Genomic DNA, 23,502 nt, shown 5'->3' with positions numbered 1-23,502 from the left:
GCGGGCCCCGTCGCACGGACCTGCGGGAGAGATGACGTCGATGTCGGGGGTCGCGCGGCTCGACGGCTTCCAGCGCCGCCACCCGGTGCTCAGCTACCCGCTGGCCGTCGTCTACAAGTTCTTCGAGGACCAGGGCGCCTACCTCGCCGCCATCATCACCTACTACGGCCTGCTCAGCCTCGTCCCGCTGCTGCTGCTGCTCTCGACGATCCTCGGGTACGTCCTGTCCGGGAACCCCGGGGCGCAGGACGCGATCCTGAACTCGGCGGCCGGACAGATCCCCGTCATCAAGTCCGAGATCGGCACCCCCGGTGCGCTGGGCGGCGGCGGGTTCGGGCTGGCCATCGGCATCGCCGGCGCGCTGTACGGGTCCCTCGGCGTGGGCCTCGCGGTCCAGAACGCCGCCAACATCGCCTGGGGCATCCCGCGCAACGAACGCCCCAACCCCTTCAAGGCGCGGCTGCGCAGCCTGCTCCTCATGGTGACCGCAGGGCTCTTCGTCGTCGGGACCACCGTCCTGAACATCGTCCTGGGCGACGTGATCCGCGGGAGCAGCGCCGTGCAGGACTGGGCCAGCACCATCGGCTACACCCTGCTCGCCGGGGTCGGCTTCACCATGGCCTTCTGGCTCGCCGCGGCCCACCGGCCCCCGTTCCGGACCATCCTGCCGGGGGCCCTGGCGATGGCCGTCCTGTGGCAGCTCCTGCAGCGCTTCGGCGGCACCCTCGTCGGGCTCGTGTCCGAACGCTCCAGCGTCTCCAACCAGGTCTTCACCGCCGTCCTGGGGCTCATCGCCTTCCTCTTCGTCACCAGCTGCTGCGTCGTGCTGTGCCTCGAAGCCGACGTCGTGCGCAGCCGCCGGCTCTACCCCCGGGCCCTGCTCACCCCCTTCACCGACGCCGTGGAACTCACCGAGGGCGACGAACGCGCCTACACCCGCATCGCCCAGGCCCAGCGGCACAAGGGGTTCGAACGGGTCCACGTCGAGTTCGACGACTCACCCCTGGAGCAGCGGCGCGCGGCCCAGACGGGTCGCGAGGACCGAGCAGACCGTGATCTGGAGCGGGTGGTAGAGGATGACCGGTAGCGCCACCAGCCCCACCACGTGCGGGTCGAACAACACCGTCGCCATCGGCAGCCCCGTCGCCAGCGACTTGTTGGAACCGCAGAACGCGATCGTCACCCGGTCCGCGCGCCCGGCCCCCCACAACCGCGGGACCCACCAGGCCAGAGCCAGGACCGCGGCCAGGAACACCGCCGCACACCCCAGCACCACCGCCACCTCCCCCACCCCGACCTCCCGCCAGACCCCCTGCCGCACACCACGGCTGAACGCCGCGTAGACGACCCCGACGATGACGGCGCGGTCCAGCAACGTCAGCGGCCCGCGGTGGGCCCGGACCCACGGCCCGATCCAGCGCCCGGCCAGCAGCCCGACCAGGAACGGCACCAGCAGCTGCAGCAGGATCCGGCCCACCGCACCGCCGTCCGGACCCGCACCGGCCGACCCCAGCAGCAGGGCCGCCAGCAACGGCGTGACGCCGATGCCGGCCAGGTTGGAGACGGTCGCGCTGACGACCGCCCCCGGGACGTTGCCGTGCGCCATCGCCGTGAACACCACGCACGACTGCACCGTGGACGGCAACGCCGCCAGGAACAGCACCCCCGCCACCAGGCCGTCGTCCAGGAAGCGCCCCACCAGCAGGCTCAACAGCAGCCCCAGCAGGGGGAACACGACGTACGTCGTGGCCGCGACCGCCCCCTGCAGCCGCCAGTTCCGCAACCCCGCCACCGCCTCCGCCGGCGCCATCCGCGCCCCGTACACGAAGAACAGCACCCCGACCCCGACCGTCGTACCCCACGACAACCCCGTCGCGACCCCGCCACCCGCCGGCAGGAGCGCCGCGACCGCGACCGCGGTGAGGATGGCCACGACGAACGGCTCGACGCGGCGCAGGACGGGGACGTCGGACCAGCGGGGCACCCGCGGGACGCTACCCGTCACCCTCAGCGCGGCGACGTCCCCCGCCGCCCCAGCGCCTCGAACAACGCCAGCACCGTCCGCAGACCGTCGCGGGCCACCTCCACGGGCAAGTGCTCGTCGGCGGCGTGCTGACCGCAGCCCGGGTAGGAGTGCGGCACCCACAACGTCGCCAGACCCAGGTCCTCGGTGAACACCCGGTTCGGCAAGGTCCCCCCCAGGCTCGGCAGCACGAGGAGCCGGCCACCGGTGGCCGGCTCCAGCACCTCGCGCGCCCAAACGACCCAGGGGTCGCTCAACGGGGTACGGCCGGCGGCCCCGCCCCCGGCGGTCACTCGCACCATCCCGAACCCGTGCCTGCGCAGGTGCCCGGTGACCACCTCCGCCAGCCGGCTCACGTCCGTACCGGCCACGTGCCGCAGCTGCAGCACCGCCCGGGCCCGGCCCGGGATCGCCCCCACCGGACGCTCCACGTCCCCGGCCTCCAGGGCCAGGACCTCCAGGGTGTTCCCCGCGTGCAACCGCTCCGCAGCGCTCAACCCCGGTTCGCCCCAGCCCTGCTCACCCTCGACGGGCACCCGGGCCAGGGCCGCGCGCACCTCGTCGTCGACGCCCGGCGGCAGCAGCGCCGGGACCAGCACCCGGCCGTGACCGTCCACCAGCGTGCCGATCGCCCCGGCCAGCGTCGTGGCCGGGTTGCGCAGCACCCCGCCCCAGTTGCCGCTGTGCCGCGCGTCCGCCCGCAGGTCCACGTCGAGGCGGATCTGCGCCGCCGCCCGCGTCCCCAGGAACAGCGTCGGCCGGTCCGCGGCCACCCGCGGCCCGTCCGAGGCCACCAGGACGTCCGCCCGCAGGTCCCGCCCGTGCACCGCGGCCAGCTCGGCCAGCCCCGGCGACCCGACCTCCTCCCCACCGTCGAGCAGGAACGTCACGTTGAACCCCAACATGCCCCGGTGCTCCAGCAGCAACCGCAACGCCGCCAGGTTCAGCAGGTGCTGACCCTTGTTGTCCGCCGACCCCCGCCCGTACCAGCGGTCCCCCTCACGGGTCAGGGTCCACGGGTCCAGGCCGGCGCGCCACGGGATCGACACGTCCACCACGTCGGCGTGCCCGTACAGCAGGACCGTCGGACGGGCCGGGTCCTCCACGCGCGAGGCGAGCAGGAACGGCCACCCGCCCACCGAGTTCGGCACCGTCCGGACCGCGAACCCCAGCCCCTCCAGCACCGGTGCGACCACCCGCCGGTGGTAGGCGTCCAGGGGCGCACCGCACCCCGGGTCGCTGCTGACGGTCCGGTGAGCCACGGCGCTCGCGAGCTCGGCGGCGAAGGCACCGTCGAGGACGTACGCGTCGGCGGCGGCGGCCAGGTCGGTGGGGAGCACGCCCGCACGCTACGGAACGGGCGTGGCACAGTGGCGCCGTGGTCCTCACCTCGGCGGCGGAACTGCACCGCGACCTGACCGGCCCCACCCCGCCGGTCCTGCTCGACGTGCGCTGGGCCCTCGGCGGGCCCGACGGCGCGCAGGAGTACGCCGCCGGGCACCTGCCGGGGGCCGTGTACGTCGACCTGGACACCCAGCTGTCCCGGCCCCGCCGCCCCGGCGAGGGCCGCCACCCGCTGCCCGATCCCGCCGCCCTGCAGGAGGTCCTGCGCGACGCTGGGGTGTCCGCCGGCTCCCGGGTGGTCGTGTACGACGCCGCGACCTCGACCAGCGCCGCGCGCGGCTGGTGGGTCCTGCGCTGGGCCGGGATCGCCGACGTGCGGGTCCTCGACGGTGGGCTGGCGGCCTGGGTCGCCGCGGGCGGGGACCTCAGCACCGACGTGCCGCTGCCCGAGCCCGGCGACGTCGTCGTGCACGCCGGGTCGCTGCCGGTCCTGGACGCCGCGGCCGTGGCCGACCTGGCCCGCACCGGGCTGGTCCTGGACGCCCGCGCCCCGGAGCGCTACCGCGGCGAGGTCGAACCCGTCGACCCGGTCGCCGGTCACGTGCCCGGGGCCGTCAACGCCCCCACGACGCAGAACGTGGACACGGCCGGGACGTTCCTGCCCCCCGACGCCCTGCGCGAACGGTTCGCCGCCCTCGGCGTGCGCGACGGCGCGCCCGGCGTCGGCGTCTACTGCGGCAGCGGGGTCACCGCCGCGCACACGCTGCTGGCCCTGGAGGTCGCCGGGCTCACCGGCGTCCTCTACCCGGGGTCGTGGTCGGAGTGGGTGGCCGACCCGTCCCGGCCCGTCGCCACGGGCGGGCAGCCGGGCTGACCCGGCCCCGGCACACCACGCCCGGCCCGGGTCCGGGAACGATCCCAGAAACGCGCCCGGAAACGCTGCGCAGCCCCTCCCCCGCCTCACGGCCAGCGTGTAGCGTCGTGATCGTGGTCACCGCCGACAGCCCCCAGACCCCGAGCACCGTCCCGCGGACCAGGCTCATCCACGTAGGACTCGGGGGGTGGGGCGGTGACTGGGAACGCAACGCCATCCCCCCGGTCACCGAGGTCGACCGCGTCGCCATCGTCGACGCCCACGAACCGACGCTGCGCGCCGCCCAGGAGGCGCTCGACCTGCCCGACGAGGTGTGCTTCACCTCCCTCACCGAGGCCGCCCGCGCCGTCGAGGCCGAAGGCGTCATCGTCACCGCCCCCATGACGTTCCACGTCCCCGTGGCGATGGAGGCGTTCGACGCCGGGCTGCACGTCCTCGTCGAGAAACCCTTCGCCGGCACCGTCGCCGAGGCCCGCACCGCCGTCGAGCGGGCCGAGGAACTCGGCCTGGTCCTGCAGGTCAGCCAGAACTACCGCTTCTACCCCGGCGCGCAGAAGGCCCGCGAGCTCATCGCCGCAGGGGCCGTCGGGGACCTGTCCGTCGTCCACGTCGACTTCCGCCGCTGGGACCACGACGCCCCCGTCGAGACGTACCGGCACTACCAGTTCCCGCACCCGCTCATCTACGACATGGCCATCCACCACTTCGACCTGCTGCGCATGACGACCGGCCGCGAAGCGGTCAGCGTCTACGCCAAGGTCACCGACCCCCCGTGGAGCAAGTACACCGAGGAGGCCTCCGCCGTCCTCGTCGTCGAGCTCGAGGGCGGCCTGGTCGCCAGCTACCGCGGCAGCTGGGTCTCGCGCGCCCCGCAGACCTTCTGGGACGGGGAGTGGACCTTCGACGGTCAGGACGGCTACCTCACCCTGACCGGCCGCGGCGACGGCCCCGCCGACGACGAGGTGCGCCTGGGCCTGAAGGGCGAGGTCGCCACCCCCGTCGAGCTGCCCGCCCTGGACCTGTGGGGACGCTCGGCGGGCCTGCGGCAGTTCGCCCGCGCGATCCGCGGCGGCGCGGCCCCCGACGTGACGGGCCGCTCCAACCTCGGCAGCATCGCCCTCATGGAAGCCGCCGCGAAGTCCGCCGAGACCGGCAAGGTCGAACCCGTCGAGCAGATCGGAGGGACCGTCGCATGAGCCTGCGCGTCCTGGTCTGGAACGAAGGCGTCCACGAGGCGAACGGCAGCCCCGCGAACATCGCCGAGTACTACCCCGAGGGCATGCACGGCGCCATCGCCGCCGGCCTGCGCCGCCTGCTGCCCGACGCGCAGGTGACGACGGCCACCCTCGCCGACCCCGAGCACGGACTGAGCGAAGAGGTCCTGGCGGGCACCGACGTCATCCTGTGGTGGGGCCACGTCGCCCACGACCAGGTCGACGACGCCGTCGTGGAACGCGTCAAGGAGCACGTCCTGGCGGGCACGGGCCTCCTCGTCCTGCACTCCGGGCACTTCTCGAAGATCTTCCGCAGCCTGCTCGGGACGACCTGCTCGCTGGCCTGGCGCAACGAGGGCGAGCAGGAACTGGTGTGGACGGTCAAACCGTCGCACCCCATCGCCGCCGGGATCCCGCACCCGCTCGTCATCCCCCGCCAGGAGATGTACGGCGAACTGTTCGACATCCCCGACCCCGACGACCTGGTCTTCATCAGCTCCTTCGCCGGCGGGGAGGTCTTCCGCTCCGGGGTCACCTTCACCCGCGGCAAGGGGAGGATCTTCTACTTCTCCCCCGGCGACCAGGAGTACCCCGTCTACCAGCAGGCCGAGATCCAGCAGGTCCTGGCCAACGGCGTGCGCTGGGCCGCGCCGGCCCCCGGGGACCGTCAGGTCCCCGGGGTCACCAACCCGCCCCGGCAGTGGCTGCTCTGAGGGCTCAGTCCTCAGCCCCGGCGCCGGCGCTGTCAGCGTCGGCGTCGGTCCCGGCCGAGGCCTGCGCACCGCGCGCGGCCTCCCGGGCGGCCTTGCGGACCTTGCGGTCCGAGATCGGCCGGTCCCCGTACTCGGTGCCCTCCACGACCTCCACCTCGGCGCCCGCCCCGTCGCCGCCCTCGACGTCGACCGGGTAGGCACCGGGGGCCGGACGGCGCTTGCGCAGCGGCGGGGTGAACCCGTCCGCCAGGCGCCGGGAGGTGATGAGGAACCCCGTGTGCCCGATCATCCGGTGCTGCGGGCGCACCGCCAGCCCTTCCAGGTGCCAGCCGCGCACCATCGACTCCCACGCCTCCGGCTCGGTCCAGCGGCCCGCGGCCCGCATCGCCTCCGCCACCCGCGACAACTGCGTGGCCGTCGCCACGTAGCAGATCAGCACACCCCCGGGGGCGAGGTGGTCGGCGACGGCGTCCAGGCACTCCCACGGCGCGAGCATGTCCAGCACCGCCCGGTCGGCCAGCAGGCCCGTCGACGGCAGCGTCTCCACCAGGTCGCCCACCCGCAGCGTCCACGCCGGGTGCGGCCCGCCGAAGAACGTCTCCACGTTGCCGGTGGCGACGTCGGCGAAGTCCTGGCGCCGCTCGAAGGAGTGCACCTGCCCGCCGTCGCCGACGGACCGCAGCAGCGACATCGTCAACGCCCCCGACCCGACCCCGGCCTCGATGACCGTGGCCCCGGGGAACACGTCGGCCATCTGCACGATCTGGCCCGCGTCCTTGGGGTAGACGACCGCGGCCCCGCGCGGCATCGACAGCACGAAGTCCGTCAGCAGCGGGCGCATCACGAGGTACTCGATCATGGCCGTGTTCACGATCGTCGTCGCGTCGGGACGGCCGATGAGATCGTCGTGCAGGAACTTGCCCCGGTGGGTGTGGAACTCGGCCCCCGCGGTCAGGGTGATCGTGTGCATCCGGCCCCGCGGGTCGGTCAACTGCACCCGCTCGCCCTCGCGCAGCGGACCACGGCGGGTGTTCGCACCCGTCGGCGGGTGGGCAGGGTCGATCACGAAGAGCCTCTTCCAGTCGGTCGAACGTCGGGCGACGCTCAGCGGGCCGTCACGGCCGCGATCACGTCACCGGTGTGCAGCAGTCCCCGCACCCGCCCAGCAGTGTCCACCACCACGTGCTCGCCCGGGCGCACCTGCACCGCCTGCAGCAGGTCCTCCCCGGCCAGGTCCTCCGGCAGCCACGACCGCGGCGGCAACGCCCGCGCCGTGGCCCCGGCCCCCAGCGACGTCCGCCGCTCGGCCGGCACCTGCCGCAGCGCCGCGGTGTCCACGACCGCCACCGGGACCCCGTCGTCGGTGACCAGCACGACCTCCAGGTCCCGCTGCGAGGCCGCCGTGGCGCCCGCGTCGATCGCCGCCCGCGCCGAGCGCACGACCTCCTCGACGGTGGCCCGCGCGTTCACCCCGATCGCCGGCCGCTGCAGCGCCCGCGCCGACAGCGCCGGCACCCGCCGGGCCACCGTCGCGAACTTCAGCGCCTCCGAGGCGCCCTGCCACAGCAGCGCCCCGACCAGCCCGGCCCACACGATGTCCGTCAGGGACTGGCCCCAGCCCAGCAGGCGCGGCACCAGCAGCCCGGCGACGAAGACCAGCACCGCCAGGACCCGCCCGACCCACCCGGCCGCCACCGTCCCGGCCAGCCGGTCCCCGCGGACCTTCCAGACGACCGCCTCCAGCGCGTGACCACCGTCCAGCGGCAGCCCCGGCAGCAGGTTGAACACCGCCAGCAGCGCGTTCGACAACGTCAGCGCCCCCAGCAACAACCCCACGACGCCCCCGCCGTCGGGCTCGGCCCGCACGACCAGACCCACCCGCCACGCGACCAGCGCGATGACGGCGTTCACGACCGGCCCCACCACGGCGATGAGCAGGCTGCGCCCCGGCCCCGTGCGGCCCTCGTGCGAGGTGAACCCGCCCCACACGTTCAGGACGATCCCCGTCACCCGCATCCCCGACCACCGCGCGGCCAGCGCGTGCGCGACCTCGTGCAGCAGCACCGAGACCAGCAGCAGCACCGCGTACCCGAACGCCACCACGTACGACGCCGGACCCGGCACCCGGTACTGCACCACGGGCGCGAAGAACCACACGATGACCGCCGCGAACAGGAACCACGACGGGGCCAGCCACAACGGCACCCCGAACGGCCGCCCCAGGGAGATGCCGGCCCTCACGAGGCTCCACCGACGACGGGACCGCGGACACGACCGCACCACACCTGCATCCACCGATCCTAGGTGGGCCCGCCGGGCGACCCGCCCGGGGACCACCCGAGCGCGCCGTAGAGTGGACCCGTGACCGACGGCGTCCAGCAACCGCCTCCCGCCGAGGCCGGACCCGACGCCCAGGCCCCCGCCGAGGTCACCCCCCGCCGGGCCCTGTCACCCTCGCGCGCCGCCGACTTCATGCAGTGCCCGCTGCTGTACCGCTTCCGCACCATCGACCGGCTCCCCGAGACCCCCAGCGCGTCCGCCGCGCGCGGCACCGTCGTCCACGCCGTCCTCGAACGCCTCTTCGACCTGCCCGCCGACCAGCGCACCCCCGAACGGGCCTGCTCCATGGTCGAGGACCAGTGGCGCGAGCTCGTCGAGCGCGAACCGCGCGTCGGAACGCTCTTCGCCCCACCCGCCGACGCCGCCGACGACGACGCGGACCGCACCGACGCCCCCCTGCAGGCCTGGCTCGACAGCGCCCGCAAGCTCCTGCAGCGCTACTTCGACCTCGAGGACCCCACCCGCCTCGAACCCGCCGGGCGCGAGGTGCGCGTCGAGGTCGACCTCACCGACGACCTGCTGCTGCGCGGCATCGTCGACCGCCTCGACGTCGCCCCCGGCGGGGCCATGCGCGTCGTGGACTACAAGACCGGCCGCGCCCCCTCGCAGACCTTCGAGGCCAAGGCCATGTTCCAGATGCGCTTCTACGCCCTCGTCCTGTGGCGGCTGCGCGGCCGGGTCCCCCAGCTCCTGCAGCTCGTCTACCTCGGCTCCGGCGAGATCGTCAGCTACGCCCCCGACGAGGACGACCTGCTCGCCACCGAACGCAAGGTCCGCGCCCTGTGGGACGCCATCGAACGCAACCGCCGCAGCGGCGACTGGCGCCCCCGGCCCGGGCGGACGTGCGCCTGGTGCGACCACAAGGCCCTCTGCCCCAGCTTCGGCGGCACACCCCCGCCCCTGCCGGCCGCGGCCCGCCCCGGCCCGCAGGTGGCACCCGCGTAGGCGGGGCCTCAGACCTCCACGAGCGCGTCCAGCGACTCGCCCGCCGCGATCCGCCCCAGCGCCGCCGGGTCCACCTGCGCCAGCGACGCCACCCGGCTGCGCCCGGGCGCCGCGGGGATCGGCACCATGTGCGGGCACGCCAGCACGTTCGCCCCCGCAGCCTCCCCCGAGGCCACCCCCGTCGGGGAGTCCTCGATCACCACGCACCGCCGCACGTCCACCCCCAGCAGCTGCGCCGCCCGCAGGTACGGGTCCGGCGACGGCTTGCCGCGCTCCACCTCGTCACCGGCGACCACCACCGAGAACGCCCCCGGCACCATCGCCGCGACCGTGTCCGCCAGCGACCGGTACGACATCGTCACCAGCGCGCACGGCACCCCCGCCGCCCCCAGCGCCGCCAGCAGCTCCAGCGCCCCCGGCCGCCACACCACCGCCGCCCGCACCTGGACGTTCACCGCCTCGACGAGCTCGGCGACCACCGCCGCCGGGTCCAGCACCACGCCCGTGCAGGCCCGCACGTGCTCGGCCAGCACCCGCCCCGACTCCGGCAGCGCGCTGCCCACCAGCGCCAGCGCCTGCTCGTGCGACCACGACGCCCCGTGACGCCCCAGCAGGGCCGTCTCCGCCGCGATCCAGTGCGGCTCGGAGTCCACCAACGTCCCGTCCATGTCCCACAGCACGGCGGCGGGGAGCTGGACGGCTGGTCCTGGAGTCGTGCTGTCGGGGTTCATCAGGGCGTGAGTCTAGGGTTGGGACGTGCCAGAGCAGCCTGCCGACCCCACGACGGACGACGCCACGGACGAGTCCACCGACGACGTCGTCCTGCGCAACCCCGTCGTCATCGCGGCCTTCGAGGGCTGGAACGACGCCGGCGAGTCCGCCAGCCAGGCCGTCGCCCACCTGCACGACGTGTGGGACGCCGCCGATCTCACCGAGTTCGACCCCGAGCTCTACCACGACTTCCAGGTCAACCGGCCCACCGTCCACTTCGACGACGACGGCCGCCGGCGCCTCACCTGGCCCACCACCCGGATCTCCTACGTCCAGCTGCCCGACGCCCCCCGCGACGTCATCCTCGTGCGCGGCATCGAACCGTCCATGCGCTGGCGCACCTACGCCCAGGAGATCGTCGCCGTCGCCGTCGAGCACGGCGCCACCCTCGTCCTCACCCTCGGCGCCCTCCTCGCCGACGTCCCCCACACCCGCCCCCTGCCCGTCACCTCCAGCAGCGAGGACCCCGAGCTCGTCGACAAGCTCGACATCGAACCCTCCCGCTACGAAGGCCCCACCGGCATCGTCGGCGTCGTCCAGGACGCCGTCAGCACCGCCGGCATCGCCTCCGTGTCCCTGTGGGCCGCCGTCCCCCACTACGTCGGGCAACCCCCCTCGCCCAAGGGCACCCTCGCCCTCCTGCGCCGCGTCGAGGAGCTCCTCGACCTGTCCATCCCCCTCGGCGACCTGCCCGAGGACGCCCGCGCCTGGGAACGCGGCGTCGACGAGCTCGCCGAGGAGGACTCCGAGATCGCCGAGTACGTCCAGCAGCTCGAAGAGGCCAAGGACACCGCCGAACTGCCCGAAGCCTCCGGCGAAGCCATCGCCCGTGAGTTCGAGCGGTACCTGCGCCGGCGCGACGACCCACCCCGCCGCGGCTGACCCCCCCGTCGTGGTCACCCCCAGTGACCACAACGGGTGATTGCTCCCCAGAACACTCACAGCCGGTGATCAACTGCGTCACGATGAGTGCTCCCCGCGCGGAACCACCGCGCACCGCACCAGAAGGGGCCTCCCCGTGGGCTTCGTGGACGCCGTCAAGACCTGCCTGCGCCAGTACGCGACCTTCACCGGCCGGGCCCGCCGCTCCGAGTACTGGTACTTCTACCTCTTCCAGACCCTCCTCGGCCTCGTCCTCGGCGTCGCCCTGGTCATCGCCCTCGTCGCCGTCGGCGGCGCCGCCAGCGCCACCGGGTCCGACACCGTCGGCGCCGGCGGATCGATCGCCCTCGTCCTGCTCTACCTCCTCGTCGGCGCGGTCAGCCTCGCCCTGCTCCTGCCCTCCCTGGCCGTCCACGTCCGGCGCCTGCACGACACCGGACGCTCCGGCTGGTGGATCCTCATCAGCCTCGTCCCCCTCGGCGGCATCGTCCTGCTCGTCTTCAACGTCATGGACTCCGTCCCCGGCCCCAACCAGCACGGCCCCAACCCCAAGGGCGTCGGCGACGCGTACGGCCAGTTCCCCGGCCAGCCCAACCAGTTCGGCGGCCAGCCCGGCCAGTACGGCCAGCCCGGCCGGTTCTGACCCCACCGGCCGCCGAGGGGGGTGAGCACCGCACCGCGCTCCCCCCCTCCCCCGCGCCGTCCCCGCACGACACACCCCCCCGTCCTCGACGCCACGACCGCAAGATCACGCCACACTGGACGGACCCGCCCGGAGTCGCCGGGCCCGACGGAGGGACCGCCGTGAGCTTCGGCCAAGCGATCAGATCCGGGTTCTCGAACTACGTGAGGTTCTCCGGGCGCGCACGCCGCTCCGAGTTCTGGTTCTGGGTGCTCTTCAACGTCATCGTCAGCGCCGTCGCCGGCCTCCTCGACACCGCCCTCGGCACCTCCTACACCACCGAGTACGGCCGCAGCGGCGGACTCGTCCAGAGCCTCGCCGGCCTCGCCCTCCTGCTGCCCAACCTGGCCATCGGCTGGCGCCGCTTCCACGACATCGGCAAGTCCGGCCTCTGGTGGTTGCTGGTCCTCATCCCGATCGTCCAGATCGTCTTCGTCATCATCTTCATCGTCTGGGCCTGCAAGGACAGCGAGCCCGGCGCGAACCGCTTCGGCCCCAACCCCAAGGGGATCGTGGGCCCGGGCCACGGCGGCCCGTTCCCGCCCTTCGGCCGCTCGAGCGCGTACGGCCCCCCCGGCCAGTCCTGACCCGCACGGCACCCGCCGCGGGGGCGGTCACGAGGTCGTGACCGCCCCCGCGACGTCCGGGCCCCACCCGCACCACGACGGCCCACCCGACGCACTCCCGACGTGCCGAACCCCGAGGAGGAACCCGTGTCCTGGCGGTTGGAAACACCGCGCGTCCTCGTCGTCGACCTCGACGGGTCCAAGGGCAGCGCCGTGCGCGCCCAGACCGGCTCGATGGTCGCCTACGAGGGCGACGTCCAGTTCAAGCACACCGGCTCCGGCGGCGGCAGCGGCCTGCGCGCCGCCTTCAAGCAGCGACTCACCGGCGAATCCCTGTCCCTCATGGACGTCACCGGCCGCGGCACCGTCCACTTCGCCGTCGACGCCGGCCACCTCCTCGTCCTCGACCTCGCCGGCGACACCCTCAAAGCCGAGTCCGAGAGCATCCTCTGCCTGTCCGACGGCCTGCGCACCGACGTCGCCTTCACCGGCCTGCAGGGCGCCTCCAGCGGCCAGGGCCTGTTCACCACCACCGTCACCGGCCACGGCCAGGTCGCGCTGCTGTCCCTCGGCGGACCACCGATCTCCCTGCGCGTCACCCCCGCCACCCCCCTCGTCGTCGACCCCGACGCCTACATCGGCTCCACCGGCGACCTCCGCCAGTCCTTCGTCACCGACGTCTCCTGGCGCAACCTCGTCGGCGAGAGCTCCGGCGAAGCCTTCTCCCTGCGCTTCGAAGGCCACGGCGTCGTCCACATCCAGCCCGAGGAGCGCTGATGGGCTTCACCAAGGTCACCTCCAAGGTCGTCCTCGCCGACGTCCGCCCCGGAGCCGAGGTCCTCGCCCGCCGCGGCGCCATGCTCGCCACCACCGGGCGCATCACCTTCTCCCCCGTCGTCGGCGGACCCGGCGGCGGGACCTACGGCGGCGGCATCGCCTCGGCGCTCGCCCGCGGGATGCAGGGCGAGGCGGTCCCGCTGATGGTCGCCGAGGGCACCGGGACCGTCCACTACGGGTTCCGCGGCCACCACGTGACCATCGTCGACCTCGACGGGTCCCAGCCGATGTCCGTCGAGGCGGACCGCCTCCTCGCCCACGACGCGAGCATGTCGAGCTCGGTGGTGTTCCTCGGCCAGCAGGGCGGGTTGCGCGGCGCCGTGCGCGGCGCCGTCACCGGACAGGGCCTGTTCACCACGCAGCTGTCCGGCCGCGGATCGGTCGCGCTCCTGTCCCACGGCGGCACGTTCACGCTGCGCGTCGGCGGCTCCCGGCAGGTCGTCGTCGACCCGCAGGCCTACGTCGCGCACGTGGGCGACCTCCGCCTCGACGTCGCCACGGCCCTGTCGTGGCGCGACGCCGTGGGCCGCGGATCGGGAGAAGGCGTGCAGCTGAAGGTGTCCGGCGAGGGAACCGTCTACGTGCAGGCGAGCGAGGAGAAGCTCTGATGGCCCCCACCAGCCCCCAGCCCCTCGACCCGCAGTCGCTGCCGGACCACGACAACCTGCCCGACAACCCCCACGCGTACTGCGTGCGGCTGACCGGTCCCCTGTTCGTCCAGACGGGCCGGATGATCGCCTACTACCCCGCCGGGGGCGGGACGATCCGCTTCGAACCCCTCACCGCGACGTCGATGACCGCGATGGTCGCGGCGAGGTTCTCCTCCCCGCTCTACAGCCGGGACTGGGTCGTCGCCGACGGCCAGGGCCACGTCCTGCTCGGCGACCGCGGGTACGACATCAACTCCTACGACCTCGACGACGGGAACCTCACCGTCCGGGCCGCGAACCTGCTCGCGTTCGACGCCGGCCTGGAACTCAAGGAGTCCATCATCCCGGGGTTCCTCACCCTGCTCGGGACGGGCAAGTTCCTCGCCAGCTCCTCGGGACCGGTCGTCTTCGTCGAGCCGCCCGTCCGGGTGGACCCCGAGGCGCTCGTCGGCTGGGCCGACTGCCCCGCCCCGTCGCAGCACTTCGACGCCGGCTGGATGGGCCACTTCCTCGGCGCCGCCCGCGGCGCCCTGTTCGGCACCCGCTCGGGCGAGGAACGGCAGTACGACTTCACCGGCGCCGGGACCGTCCTGCTGCAGAGCTCCGAACGGGTCCTGGAGGACCCGCACGTGGTACGACGCCTGGAGGCCGAGGTCCAGCAGCTCGGCCCGAACCAGCTGCGCCACCTCGCAGGCGTCATCCAGTCCGAGCTGCAGCAGCACCAGCAGTGACCGGGACGCCCCCGCGCCCCGCACCGCCCGGACCCCGGCCACGGGGTCCGGGCGGCGTAGCGTGCCCCCGTGATCGACCTGCACCGCGACGTCCTGCGCACCCACCCGGTCTTCGACGGGCACAACGACCTCGCCTGGGAACTGCGGGAGCAGTTCGGCTCCGACCCCGCCGCGGCCGGGCTGCTCGACCAGCCCGCCCTGCACACCGACGTCCCCCGGCTGCGCGCCGGCGGGGTCGGCGCCCAGTTCTGGTCCGTGTACGTCCCCTCCGACGGCGACCCGGCGGCCGCCGTCGTCGCGACGTTCGAGCAGGTCGACCTCGTGCGCCGGCTCGTCCTGACCCACCCCGACGTCTTCGCGTGGACCCCCACCGCGTCCGCGGTGCGCGACACGATCGCCGCCGGCCGCATCGCGTCCCTGCCCGGCGCCGAGGGCGGGCACAGCATCGGCGGCTCCCTGGGGGTGCTGCGCGAACTGCGCCGCGCCGGGCTCGCGTACCTGACGCTGACCCACAACGACAACACCCCGTGGGCGGCCTCGGCCACCGGGGAGCCCGTCGGGCACGGGCTCACCGCCTTCGGCCACGACGTCGTCCGCGAGATGAACCGGATCGGGGTGCTCGTCGACCTCTCCCACGTCCACGAACGCACGATGCACGACGCCCTCGACACCACCACCCGGCCGGTCCTGTTCTCGCACTCCTCCTGCCGGGCCGTCACCGACCACCCCCGCAACGTCCCCGACACCGTCCTGGAACGGTTGCCGCGCAACGGAGGAGTCCTGATGGTGACGTTCGTCCCGGCGTTCGTGAACCAGGCCTGCGCGGACCACCGCCGGGACGGGACCGGCCCCGCGCCGCGGGCCGCTCTGCCCGACGTCGTCGCGCACCTGGAACACGCCCGAGACGTCGTCGGCATCGACCACGTCGGTCTCGGCGGCGACTACGACGGCGTCGACCGGCTGCCCGACGGCCTGGAGGACGTCTCGACGTACCCGGCCCTGCTGACGGCGCTCGCCGACCGCGGCTGGTCCGCCGCCGACCTGCGGGCCCTGACGTGCGGCAACGTCCTGCGCGTCCTGGAGGACGCGCAGGACGGGACGTCCGTCGACTGAGGGGGCCGGGACGCCTCAGGCCAGTTCGACGCCCAGCAGGGCGGCGACGACGTCCCGGACCAGCGCCGGAGCGCCGTGGTCGTCACCGGTCCCGGCGTTCGCCCCGGCCACCCACGCGTCGACCGCGGCCACCGCACCCGGCGCGTCGAGGTCGTCGGCCATCCGCTCACGCACGGTCCGCAGCAGCGCCGTCGCGTCCGGGCCCACCGGCCGCGCCACGGCCGAGCTCCACGCGGAGAACCGCTCGCGCGCCGTCGCCAGCACTTCGTCGGTCCACTCCCACTCGCTGCGCCAGTGGTGGGCGACGATCGCCAACCGGATCGCGCCCGCCTCGACGCCGGCCGCCCGCAGCTTGGAGACGAGGACGAGGTTCCCCTTCGACTTGCTCATCTTCTCGCCGTCGAGGGCGACCATCCCCGAGTGCGCGTAGGCCCGCGCGAAGGGCCGTGAACCCGGCCGCAGCAGGTGCGCGTGCGCGGCCCCCATCTCGTGGTGGGGGAACACCAGGTCGGACCCGCCCGCCTGCACGTCGATGGGCATCCCCAGGTGCTGCAACGCGATCGCCGAGCACTCGATGTGCCAGCCGGGGCGCCCGCGCCCCAGTTCCCCGGCCTCCCAGGCCGGTTCACCCGGACGTTCCACCCGCCACAGCAGCGGGTCCAGCGGGTTCCGCTTGCCCGGGCGGTCCGGGTCCCCGCCGCGTTCGGCCGACAGCGTGAGCATCGTCGCCACGTCGTAGTTCCCGACCGTGCCGAAGGCCGGGTCGGCGTCCACGGGGAAGTAGACGTCGCCGTCCGGACCGCCGTCGACCCCGGGAACCCGGTACGCCGCACCGGCCGCGAGCAGCTCGCGCACGGCGGCCGCGACGAGTTCCACGGCCTCGACGACCCCGAGGTACTCCTGCGGCGGGACCACGGACAGGGCTTCCATGTCACCGCGGAACAACTCGATCTGCGACGCGGCGAGGTCGCGCCAGTCCACGCCGGTCGCCTCGGCGCGTTCGAGCAGCGGGTCGTCGACGTCGGTCACGTTCTGCACGTAGTTCACGTCCAGGCCCGCGTCGCGCCACGCCCGCCCCAGCAGGTCGAACGAGACGTAGGTGTTCGCGTGACCCAGGTGCGTCGCGTCGTACGGCGTGATGCCGCACACGTACAGCGTCGCCGTGCCCTCGGTCGGGCCGACGGGCACCAGCCCACCGGTCGCGGTGTCGTGCAGGTGCACGCGGGGACCCCGACCGGGCAGGGTCGGGACGGAGGGGACGGGCCAGGAACGCACGGCCCGAACCTACCTCCCCGCCGGGCGAGTCAGAACGGGGGCCACGGGATCGTGCGGTGGCCGCGGGGACGCGGCAACCTGTCCTCGCGCAGCAGGCGCTCGGCGCGCTCCAGCGTCGCGACGGCCTCCTCGACCGTGAGGAGCTGCTCCAGCAGCTCCCCCAGCGGGCCGTCCAGGTCGGCGACCAGGACAGCGAGCACCTCGCGCTCCTCGGCGAGCAGCCGCTGACCGCCGAAACCCCACAGGACCGTCCGCAGCTTCGGCTCGACGTGGAACGTCAGGCCGTGGTCCACCCCGTGAACCGCGCCCGACCAGCCCGGCAGGACGTGCCCGCCCTTGCGGTCGGCGTTGTTCAGGACGACGTCGAGGATCGCGATGCGCCGCAGTCGCAGGTCGTCGGCGTGCACCAGCGCCACGGGCCGCCCGCCGCCGTCCTCGGCCTCCAGCACGGTGTGCCAGCCCGGCTCGACCCGGCGCAGGCCCACGATGTCGATGAGCCCGGCCCCCGGCGCGGGCAGGACCACGTCCTCGGCGTCGGCCGGGTCCGCCCCGTCCTGCTGCAACCACAGCTGGACCGACCCAGGCCCCAGCGGACCGTCCCGGAACACCGTGGGCGGCACCACGTGCCAGCCCGTCGTCGCCGACACCGCGTACGAGGCGACCTCGCGCCGGGCGAGCGTCTCGTCGGGGAAGTCCCACAGCGGCCGCTCCCCCGAGACGGGCTTGTAGACGCAGGCGAGCTCGTCCTCACCCGTCCCCACCGTCGCGTACAGCGTGGCGTTGGACGCGTCGGCCAGCCGGCCCCGGATCCGGATCTCCCCCGCGACGAGCCGCGAGAGCGCCTCCTGCTCGCCGACGCCGGCGAAGGTGCCGTTCAGCGCCGGTACCCGTTCGCCCGCGGGCACACGTGGCCGGTGGGGTCCAGCGGCCCGGCGCAGAACGGGCACGGCGGGCGGCCGGCGGCGACCAGCGCCGACGAGCGCGCCGCGAACGCCCGCGCGCTCGTGCCGTCCAGGTGCACGCGCAGGACGTTGCGCTGCAGGCCCACGTCGGGGGCCTCGGGGTCCACGTCCTCCTCGCTGACCTCGAAGCACTCGATGACCACGGTCTCGTGCTCGCCGTCCCAGGCCAGGCTCATCGTGCCGACCCGGAACTCCTCCTCGATGGGCAGTTCCAGCGGCGCGGTGTCCTCGGTGCCGGCCGCGGGCATCGCCGGCACGGGTGCCGAACCCCCGGAGCGGCGCACGATCTCGTCCAGCAGTTCCCCGACGCGCTCGGCCAGCGCCGAGACCTGCGCCTTCTCCAGGGCGACCGACGTCAGCCGGGCACCGCTGCGCGCCTGCAGGAAGAAGGTGCGCTGGCCGGGCTCGCCGACGGTCCCCGCCACGAAGCGTTCCGGCGGGTCGTAGTCGTAGACGGGCATGCGCCCAACCTACGCCGCGCCGGTGCTGCCGCCGACGACCGCATCGTTGTTCGCGGGCCGCCGGGTCGCACGCCGCTTCTTCCTCGCCGGCGCGAACCCCGACAGGTCGCCGCCGGAGTCGTTCATCCGCAGCACGAACGGACGCAGCGGGGCGTACCGGACCACCGAGACCGAGCAGGGATCGGGCGAGATCCGCTGGAACAGGTCCAGGTGCATCCCGAGGGCGTCGGCCAGGATCGCCTTGATGACGTCGCCGTGGGTGACCGCGACCCACACGGCGTCGTCGCCGTGCTCGGCGGTGATCCGCGCGTCGTGCTCGCGGACCGCCTCCAGGGCGCGGTGCTGCATCGTCGCCAGCCCCTCACCCTCCGGCCCCGGGAACACCGCGGCCGACGGGTGCGACTGCACCGTGCGCCACAGCGGCTCCTTGGCCAGGTCCTTCAGCGCCTTGCCGGTCCAGTCGCCGTACTTGCACTCCCCCAGCCGGTCGTCGGTGCGCAGCGCGGGACGGGGACCGGTGGGGCCGTCCACCGCGGTGAGCGCCGCAGCCGTCTCCTGGCACCGTTCCAGCGGGGACACGACCACGTCGGCCAGCGGGAGCGACGCCATCCGCTGCCCCAGCGCCCGTGCCTGTTCCTTCCCCGTGTCGTCGAGGTGGACCCCGGGGGTCCAGCCGGCCAGGACGCCGGCGGTGTTGGCCGTGCTGCGGCCGTGGCGGACGAGCAGGAGGGTCGGCACGCCCCCACCTTAGGGCCGTGTTCTTTCCGCAGTGGTTGTGAGGTACCTCGACGATGAATCGAGATTGGCTCCGGTAACTGAACTTCTACAGCTACTGCGGGTGAGGGACCTGCGGGGCACGATGTGCGGGTGATCGTCGATGTCGCCTCCTACCGCGACGGGCGCCGCGAGGAGGTCCCCGACCTGGCCGCCGCCCTGGCGCAGTGCCGCGTCGAGTCCACCCAGGCGGGGCCCCTCCCCCCGCAGGACGTGGCGCCCGACGAACCCGCTCCCCCGTTCCTGTGGCTCGGTCTCGTGGACCCGACGGCCGAGGAGTTCAGCGACGTCGCCCAGACCCTGCACCTGCACCGCCTGGCCGTCGAGGACGCCGTCACCGGCCACCAGCGGCCCAAGATCGAGCGGTACGGCGAGACGGTCTTCGTCGTGCTGAAGGTGCTGGAGTACTTCGACGACACCTCCACCGTGGAGACCGGCGAGGTCATGCTCTTCGTCGGGCGCCGGTTCGTCGTCACGGTGCGCCGCGGCGACAGCACCGTCCTGCGCCAGGTCCGGCACGAGGTGGACTCGGGCGCCCGCCCGCTGCGCCGCGGGCCCAAGGGGGTGCTGCACGCCGTGATGGAGCACGTCGTCGCCGGCTACACCACGATCGACTCCGAGCTGGAGCAGGACGTCGAGGAGGTCGAGGAGCAGGTCTTCTCCCCCAGCCGCAGCTCCGACGCCCAGCGCATCTACTCCCTCAAGCGGGAGGTGCTGGAGGTGCGCCGCGGCGCCTTCCCGCTGGTGGCCCCGCTCAAGAGGCTCGTGGAGGACGACGGCGCGGACGAGCGGGACGAGCCGGACGGCGTGCACCACATCGACGACCAGGCGCGCCTGGTCCTGCGGGACGTGCTCGACAACCTCGTGCGCACGGTGGAGCACGTCGAGACCTACGACCGGCTGCTCACGGACATCCTCAACGCGCACCTGGCGCAGGTGTCCGTGCGGCAGAACGACGACATGCGCAAGATCTCCGCCTGGGCCGCGATCGCCGCCGTGCCGACCCTCATCGCCGGGGTCTACGGCATGAACTTCCAGCACATGCCGGAGCTGTCGTGGCGGTTCGGCTACCCGGCGTGCGTCCTGGCCATGGTCGCGATCTGCGTCGGGCTGTACCGGGTGTTCAAGCGGTCGGGCTGGCTGTGAGCCCGACCGCTCGCGCCCGGGGGGGCCGTCGCAGGGTCAGCCGAAGTCCGTCCCGTTCCAGGCGGGCAGCACGTCGGTGAACACCAGGACGTACACGACGGCGGCCAGCGCGATCCGGTACACCACGAACCCGCGGTAGCTGTGGGTGGTGATGAAGCGCATCAGCCAGGCGATGACGACGAACCCGACGACGAACGCGACGACCGTCGCGACCGCAGTGGGCGCCCACGCGATCGCCGCGCCGCTGCTCACCTCGTCGTACAGCTGGTAGAAGCCCGACAGGACGACGGCGGGGATGGCCAGCAGGAACGAGTAGCGCGCCGCGGCCTCGCGCGTGTAGCCGAGCAGCAGCCCCATCGTGATCGTCCCCCCCGAGCGGGAGACCCCGGGGATGAGCGCCAGCGCCTGCGCGAGCCCGAACAGCACGCCGTGCTTCCAGGTCAGCCGGTCGAGCGTGCGCTCCTTGCGCCCGTACCGGTCGGCCGCGCCGAGCAGGAGGGCGAACACCCACAGGGTGGTCGCGATGACGGCGAACCCGCGCAGGGACGTCTCGATGGCGTCCTGGAACAGCAGCCCGAGGAGACCGATGGGGATGGTCCCCAGGATGACGAGCCAGCCCATCCGGGCGTCGGGGTCGTCGCGGGGCACCCGGCCGGCCAGCGACAGGGCCCAGCGGCTGACGATGCGGGCGATGTCCTCGCGGAAGTACAGGATGACCGCGGCCTCGGTGCCCAGCTGGCAGATGGCCGTGAAGGCGGCACCGGGGTCGGACGCGCCGATGAGCGTCCCGACGATGGCGAGGTGCCCGCTGGAGGAGATGGGCAGGAACTCGGTGAGGCCCTGCACGAGGCCGAGGAAGGCGCCTTCGAGGAGACCCATGCTCACGCCGCGGCACCTCCGGGGTGCGGGCAGCGGACGGTCCGGGTGGGTACGGGGATCGGCACGGGCCGCACGCTATCGGCTCCCCCGCCGGGTGCGGGCCCGTGCCGCGCGCGGGCGCGGCACGGGCCCCCCACGGGTCAGCGGACCGGCCGGACCTCCTCGCCCCCGGTCTGCCCGTCGTCCTCCGAGTCGTCCTCCTCGTCGGAGTCGTCGTCGGACTCCTCGTCCTCGTCCTCTTCGTCGTCCTCTTCGTCGTCCTCTTCGTCGTCCTCGTCGTCGTCCTCGTCATCGTCACGCTCGTCCTCGACGTCGTCGTAGAGGACGAACGGGGTGACCTCGTCGTAGGCGTCGTACAGCGCCTCCTCGTAGGCCTCGAAGGCGTCGGCGACGCGCTGGTAGGCATCGGCGACGGCGGGGTCGGTCTCCCCGCGTCGGTTGGCGGCGGCAGCGAGGTGGTCCTCGAGCGTGGCCACGAGACGAGCGAGGGCCGCGCGCGGGTCTGGCGTCATGGTCCGACCGTACCGAAGATCGCACCGGGCGCCCCAGGGGGTTCTGCTCCGGACCTGCGGCGGGTGCATCATGGACCCGATGGCTGACCACACGAGCGGTGAGCAGTACGAGTACCGCGTGCTGACCCTGTCCCGCGAGACGTCCCGCTCGGCCGCGCGCCAGTTGCTGACCGAGCACGCCGAGTACGGCCGCTGGGAGCTGGCGCGGGTGCGCCTGTACATGGGCGGCAGCCGCAAGGTGTGGCTGCGCCGCAAGATCATCCGGGTCGCACGCACCGCCTGACGGTCCTACCGTCGGGCGTGGGCATCTTCCGGACGAAGAGCGTCGAGGACGCGATCGCGAGCACGGACGAGCCGGGGCACCGGTTGCGCAAGACGCTCGGGGCCTGGGACCTGACGGTCTTCGGGGTCGGCGTCATCATCGGGACGGGCATCTTCGTCCTGACCGGCGAGGCGGCCGGGACGCGGGCCGGACCCGCGGTGGCCGTGTCGTTCGTCGTCGCGGGCGTCGTCTGCGCGCTCGCGGCGCTGTGCTACGCGGAGTTCGCCTCGACCGTCCCGGTGGCCGGGTCGGCGTACACGTTCTCCTACGCAAGCCTCGGGGAGGTCGTGGCGTGGATCATCGGCTGGGACCTCGTGCTGGAGCTGGCCCTGGGCGCCTCGACCGTGGCGGTCGGCTGGTCCAGCTACGCGGCGGACCTGCTGGACCAGACGCTGGGCCTGGACGTGCCGGGGTGGCTGTACTCCACGACCCCCTCCCCCACCCACCCGAACCTCATCGCCGCGGCCGTGATCCTCGTGCTGACGGCGGTGCTGTGCGTGGGGACGAAGACGTCGGCCCGGGTGAACGCCGTCGTGGTCGTCGTCAAGCTGCTGGTGGTCGCGATCGTCATCGTCGCCGGGCTGTTCTTCGTCAAGGTGTCGAACTGGTCGCCGTTCCTGCCCCCGACGGGCTCGCGCGGGGCCTCGAGCACGCCGGCGGACCCGTCCCTGTGGCAGGACCTCGGGGTCCCGCTCGGGACGTTCGGGATCGGCGGGGTGCTCACCGCCGCGGCCCTGGTGTTCTTCGCCTTCATCGGCTTCGACATCGTCGCGACGGCCGCGGAGGAGACGAAGGAGCCGCAGCGCGACGTGCCGCGGGGGATCTTCGGGTCGCTGGCGATCTGCACGGTCCTCTACGTCGTCGTGTCCCTGGTCGTGACGGGGATGGTGAAGTACGACCGGATCTCGGTGGAGGCGCCGCTGGCGAACGCCTTCCGCGCCGTGGGTGCGGACGTGGTGGCGACGCTCATCTCGGTCGGGACCGTCGCCGGGCTGCTGACGGTCATGATGATCCTCATGCTGGGCCAGAACCGGGTCCTGTTCGCGATGGCGCGCGACCGGCTCATCCCCTCGTGGTTCTCGGCGGTCAGCGGCCGCACGGGCGTGCCCACGCGCATCACGGCGGTGACGGGCGTCGTGGTCGCGGTGGTCGCCGCCGTCACCCCGATCTCGGAGCTGGCCGAGATGGTGAACATCGGGACGCTGTTCGCGTTCGTGCTGGTCTCGGTGGGCGTCGTGGTGCTGCGACGGACGCGGCCGGACCTGCCGCGGGCCTTCCGGATGCCGGGGGTGCCGGTGCTGCCGGTCGTCTCGGCCGTCGCCGCGCTGGTGCTCATGGGCTTCCTGCCGGGGATCAGCTGGGTGCGCCTCGGCATCTGGATGGCGATCGGCCTCGTCGTGTACTCCGCCTACGGGTACCGGCACTCGCGGCTGGCGGGGCGGACCACCGACGTGCGGGGGGAACGGGCCGAACACCGGGACTGACC

At 73.6% G+C, this 23,502-nt stretch carries 26 protein-coding genes; 15 read left to right on the top strand and 11 right to left on the bottom strand.

The window, feature by feature from the left end; all coding sequences use genetic code 11:
• The first annotated feature begins 40 nt into the window (after window positions 1–40).
• On the top strand, window positions 41–1,087 hold the full coding sequence (locus CLV37_RS01675) for a YihY/virulence factor BrkB family protein (protein WP_106206318.1): 1,047 nt from the start codon (window positions 41–43) through the stop codon (window positions 1,085–1,087).
• On the opposite strand, the gene CLV37_RS01670 is transcribed toward CLV37_RS01675, so the two are convergent.
• Complete coding sequence (locus CLV37_RS01670; RefSeq protein ID WP_106206316.1) at window positions 998–1,984, bottom strand: bile acid:sodium symporter family protein; 987 nt, start codon at window positions 1,982–1,984, stop codon at window positions 998–1,000. The two genes, CLV37_RS01675 and CLV37_RS01670, sit on opposite strands and share 90 nt — an antisense overlap.
• Before the next feature lie 23 nt (window positions 1,985–2,007).
• Window positions 2,008–3,363 carry a M20/M25/M40 family metallo-hydrolase gene (locus tag CLV37_RS01665; protein WP_106206314.1) on the bottom strand — a complete coding sequence of 452 codons (1,356 nt, stop codon included), beginning with the start codon at window positions 3,361–3,363 and terminating at the stop codon, window positions 2,008–2,010.
• 38 nt (window positions 3,364–3,401) lie between these two features.
• Between CLV37_RS01665 and CLV37_RS01660 the strand changes: the two genes are divergently transcribed.
• The 3 genes from CLV37_RS01660 (at window position 3,402) to CLV37_RS01650 (ending at window position 6,168) form a co-directional block, all read left to right on the top strand.
• Window positions 3,402–4,241, top strand: coding sequence for a sulfurtransferase (locus CLV37_RS01660; protein ID WP_106206312.1), 840 nt, complete (start codon window positions 3,402–3,404; stop codon window positions 4,239–4,241).
• A 113-nt stretch (window positions 4,242–4,354) separates the two neighbouring features.
• Complete coding sequence (locus CLV37_RS01655) at window positions 4,355–5,437, top strand: Gfo/Idh/MocA family protein (protein WP_106207336.1); 1,083 nt, start codon at window positions 4,355–4,357, stop codon at window positions 5,435–5,437.
• On the top strand, window positions 5,434–6,168 hold the full coding sequence (locus CLV37_RS01650) for a ThuA domain-containing protein (RefSeq protein WP_106206310.1): 735 nt from the start codon (window positions 5,434–5,436) through the stop codon (window positions 6,166–6,168). Before CLV37_RS01655 ends, CLV37_RS01650 begins: the two co-directional genes overlap by 4 nt.
• A 4-nt stretch (window positions 6,169–6,172) precedes the next feature.
• Here CLV37_RS01650 and CLV37_RS01645 read toward each other — a convergent pair whose 3' ends face one another.
• Window positions 6,173–7,234 carry a tRNA (adenine-N1)-methyltransferase gene (locus CLV37_RS01645; RefSeq protein ID WP_106206308.1) on the bottom strand — a complete coding sequence of 354 codons (1,062 nt, stop codon included), beginning with the start codon at window positions 7,232–7,234 and terminating at the stop codon, window positions 6,173–6,175.
• Window positions 7,235–7,272: 38 nt separating this feature from the next.
• Window positions 7,273–8,409, bottom strand: a complete 1,137-nt coding sequence (locus CLV37_RS01640; RefSeq protein ID WP_106206306.1) for a site-2 protease family protein — start codon at window positions 8,407–8,409, stop codon at window positions 7,273–7,275.
• A gap of 120 nt (window positions 8,410–8,529) precedes the next feature.
• Between CLV37_RS01640 and CLV37_RS01635 the strand changes: the two genes are divergently transcribed.
• Window positions 8,530–9,453 carry a RecB family exonuclease gene (locus CLV37_RS01635; RefSeq protein WP_245885191.1) on the top strand — a complete coding sequence of 308 codons (924 nt, stop codon included), beginning with the start codon at window positions 8,530–8,532 and terminating at the stop codon, window positions 9,451–9,453.
• Window positions 9,454–9,461: 8 nt separating this feature from the next.
• On the opposite strand, the gene CLV37_RS01630 is transcribed toward CLV37_RS01635, so the two are convergent.
• Complete coding sequence (locus CLV37_RS01630; RefSeq protein WP_106206304.1) at window positions 9,462–10,184, bottom strand: HAD family hydrolase; 723 nt, start codon at window positions 10,182–10,184, stop codon at window positions 9,462–9,464.
• 25 nt (window positions 10,185–10,209) lie between these two features.
• Here CLV37_RS01630 and CLV37_RS01625 point away from each other — a divergent pair, with 25 nt between their 5' ends.
• The 7 genes from CLV37_RS01625 to CLV37_RS01595 all read left to right on the top strand — a co-directional run bounded on the left by CLV37_RS01625 (window position 10,210) and on the right by CLV37_RS01595 (window position 15,685).
• Window positions 10,210–11,106 (top strand): PAC2 family protein, encoded by an 897-nt coding sequence (locus tag CLV37_RS01625; RefSeq protein ID WP_281260493.1) that lies wholly within the window; start codon window positions 10,210–10,212, stop codon window positions 11,104–11,106.
• Between the two features lie 136 nt (window positions 11,107–11,242).
• Complete coding sequence (locus CLV37_RS01620) at window positions 11,243–11,749, top strand: DUF805 domain-containing protein (protein ID WP_106206302.1); 507 nt, start codon at window positions 11,243–11,245, stop codon at window positions 11,747–11,749.
• Between the two features lie 161 nt (window positions 11,750–11,910).
• Window positions 11,911–12,375 (top strand): DUF805 domain-containing protein, encoded by a 465-nt coding sequence (locus CLV37_RS01615; RefSeq protein ID WP_106206300.1) that lies wholly within the window; start codon window positions 11,911–11,913, stop codon window positions 12,373–12,375.
• Window positions 12,376–12,501: 126 nt separating this feature from the next.
• Window positions 12,502–13,131, top strand: coding sequence for an AIM24 family protein (locus tag CLV37_RS01610; RefSeq protein WP_211298294.1), 630 nt, complete (start codon window positions 12,502–12,504; stop codon window positions 13,129–13,131).
• Window positions 13,131–13,799, top strand: coding sequence for an AIM24 family protein (locus CLV37_RS01605; RefSeq protein WP_106206298.1), 669 nt, complete (start codon window positions 13,131–13,133; stop codon window positions 13,797–13,799). The genes CLV37_RS01610 and CLV37_RS01605 overlap by 1 nt, the downstream gene beginning before the upstream one ends.
• A complete protein-coding gene (locus CLV37_RS01600; RefSeq protein WP_106206296.1) occupies window positions 13,799–14,572 on the top strand; it encodes an AIM24 family protein in 774 nt (257 codons plus the stop codon). Before CLV37_RS01605 ends, CLV37_RS01600 begins: the two co-directional genes overlap by 1 nt.
• 69 nt (window positions 14,573–14,641) lie before the next feature.
• The gene (locus CLV37_RS01595) at window positions 14,642–15,685 is read left to right on the top strand and encodes a dipeptidase (RefSeq protein ID WP_106206294.1); all 1,044 of its coding nucleotides are present in this window, start codon (window positions 14,642–14,644) and stop codon (window positions 15,683–15,685) included.
• A 15-nt stretch (window positions 15,686–15,700) separates the two neighbouring features.
• Here CLV37_RS01595 and mshC read toward each other — a convergent pair whose 3' ends face one another.
• The 4 genes from mshC to CLV37_RS01575 are packed head-to-tail and all read right to left on the bottom strand — an operon-like array spanning window position 15,701 to window position 19,121.
• Entirely contained in the window at window positions 15,701–16,960 is a 1,260-nt protein-coding gene (gene mshC / locus CLV37_RS01590; protein WP_106206292.1) for a cysteine--1-D-myo-inosityl 2-amino-2-deoxy-alpha-D-glucopyranoside ligase, read from the bottom strand.
• Between the two features lie 29 nt (window positions 16,961–16,989).
• The gene (locus tag CLV37_RS01585) at window positions 16,990–17,865 is read right to left on the bottom strand and encodes an SCO1664 family protein (RefSeq protein ID WP_170126998.1); all 876 of its coding nucleotides are present in this window, start codon (window positions 17,863–17,865) and stop codon (window positions 16,990–16,992) included.
• Window positions 17,835–18,383 (bottom strand): DUF3090 domain-containing protein, encoded by a 549-nt coding sequence (locus CLV37_RS01580; protein ID WP_106206290.1) that lies wholly within the window; start codon window positions 18,381–18,383, stop codon window positions 17,835–17,837. Before CLV37_RS01580 ends, CLV37_RS01585 begins: the two co-directional genes overlap by 31 nt.
• 9 nt (window positions 18,384–18,392) lie before the next feature.
• Window positions 18,393–19,121: a histidine phosphatase family protein gene (locus CLV37_RS01575; RefSeq protein ID WP_106206288.1), complete on the bottom strand. Its 729-nt coding sequence runs from the start codon at window positions 19,119–19,121 to the stop codon at window positions 18,393–18,395.
• Window positions 19,122–19,250: 129 nt separating this feature from the next.
• Between CLV37_RS01575 and corA the strand changes: the two genes are divergently transcribed.
• Entirely contained in the window at window positions 19,251–20,303 is a 1,053-nt protein-coding gene (gene corA / locus CLV37_RS01570) for a magnesium/cobalt transporter CorA (RefSeq protein ID WP_106206286.1), read from the top strand.
• 36 nt (window positions 20,304–20,339) lie between these two features.
• On the opposite strand, the gene CLV37_RS01565 is transcribed toward corA, so the two are convergent.
• Window positions 20,340–21,182 carry an undecaprenyl-diphosphate phosphatase gene (locus tag CLV37_RS01565; protein WP_106207324.1) on the bottom strand — a complete coding sequence of 281 codons (843 nt, stop codon included), beginning with the start codon at window positions 21,180–21,182 and terminating at the stop codon, window positions 20,340–20,342.
• Window positions 21,183–21,322: 140 nt separating this feature from the next.
• Window positions 21,323–21,694 (bottom strand): primosomal protein, encoded by a 372-nt coding sequence (locus CLV37_RS28325; RefSeq protein ID WP_245885190.1) that lies wholly within the window; start codon window positions 21,692–21,694, stop codon window positions 21,323–21,325.
• 79 nt (window positions 21,695–21,773) lie between these two features.
• Between CLV37_RS28325 and CLV37_RS01555 the strand changes: the two genes are divergently transcribed.
• Together CLV37_RS01555 and CLV37_RS01550 are read left to right on the top strand one after the other, a co-directional pair.
• The gene (locus tag CLV37_RS01555) at window positions 21,774–21,977 is read left to right on the top strand and encodes a DUF5703 family protein (protein WP_106207321.1); all 204 of its coding nucleotides are present in this window, start codon (window positions 21,774–21,776) and stop codon (window positions 21,975–21,977) included.
• 17 nt (window positions 21,978–21,994) lie between these two features.
• Window positions 21,995–23,500, top strand: a complete 1,506-nt coding sequence (locus CLV37_RS01550; RefSeq protein WP_106206284.1) for an amino acid permease — start codon at window positions 21,995–21,997, stop codon at window positions 23,498–23,500.
• The last annotated feature ends 2 nt before the right edge of the window (window positions 23,501–23,502 follow it).

It is taken from the genome of Kineococcus rhizosphaerae (genome assembly GCF_003002055.1).
In the GTDB taxonomy this organism is placed as follows: Bacteria; Actinomycetota; Actinomycetes; order Actinomycetales; family Kineococcaceae; genus Kineococcus; species Kineococcus rhizosphaerae.
Note: the sequence above shows the minus strand (reverse complement) of the source record. Positions and strands in the feature narration are given on the sequence as shown.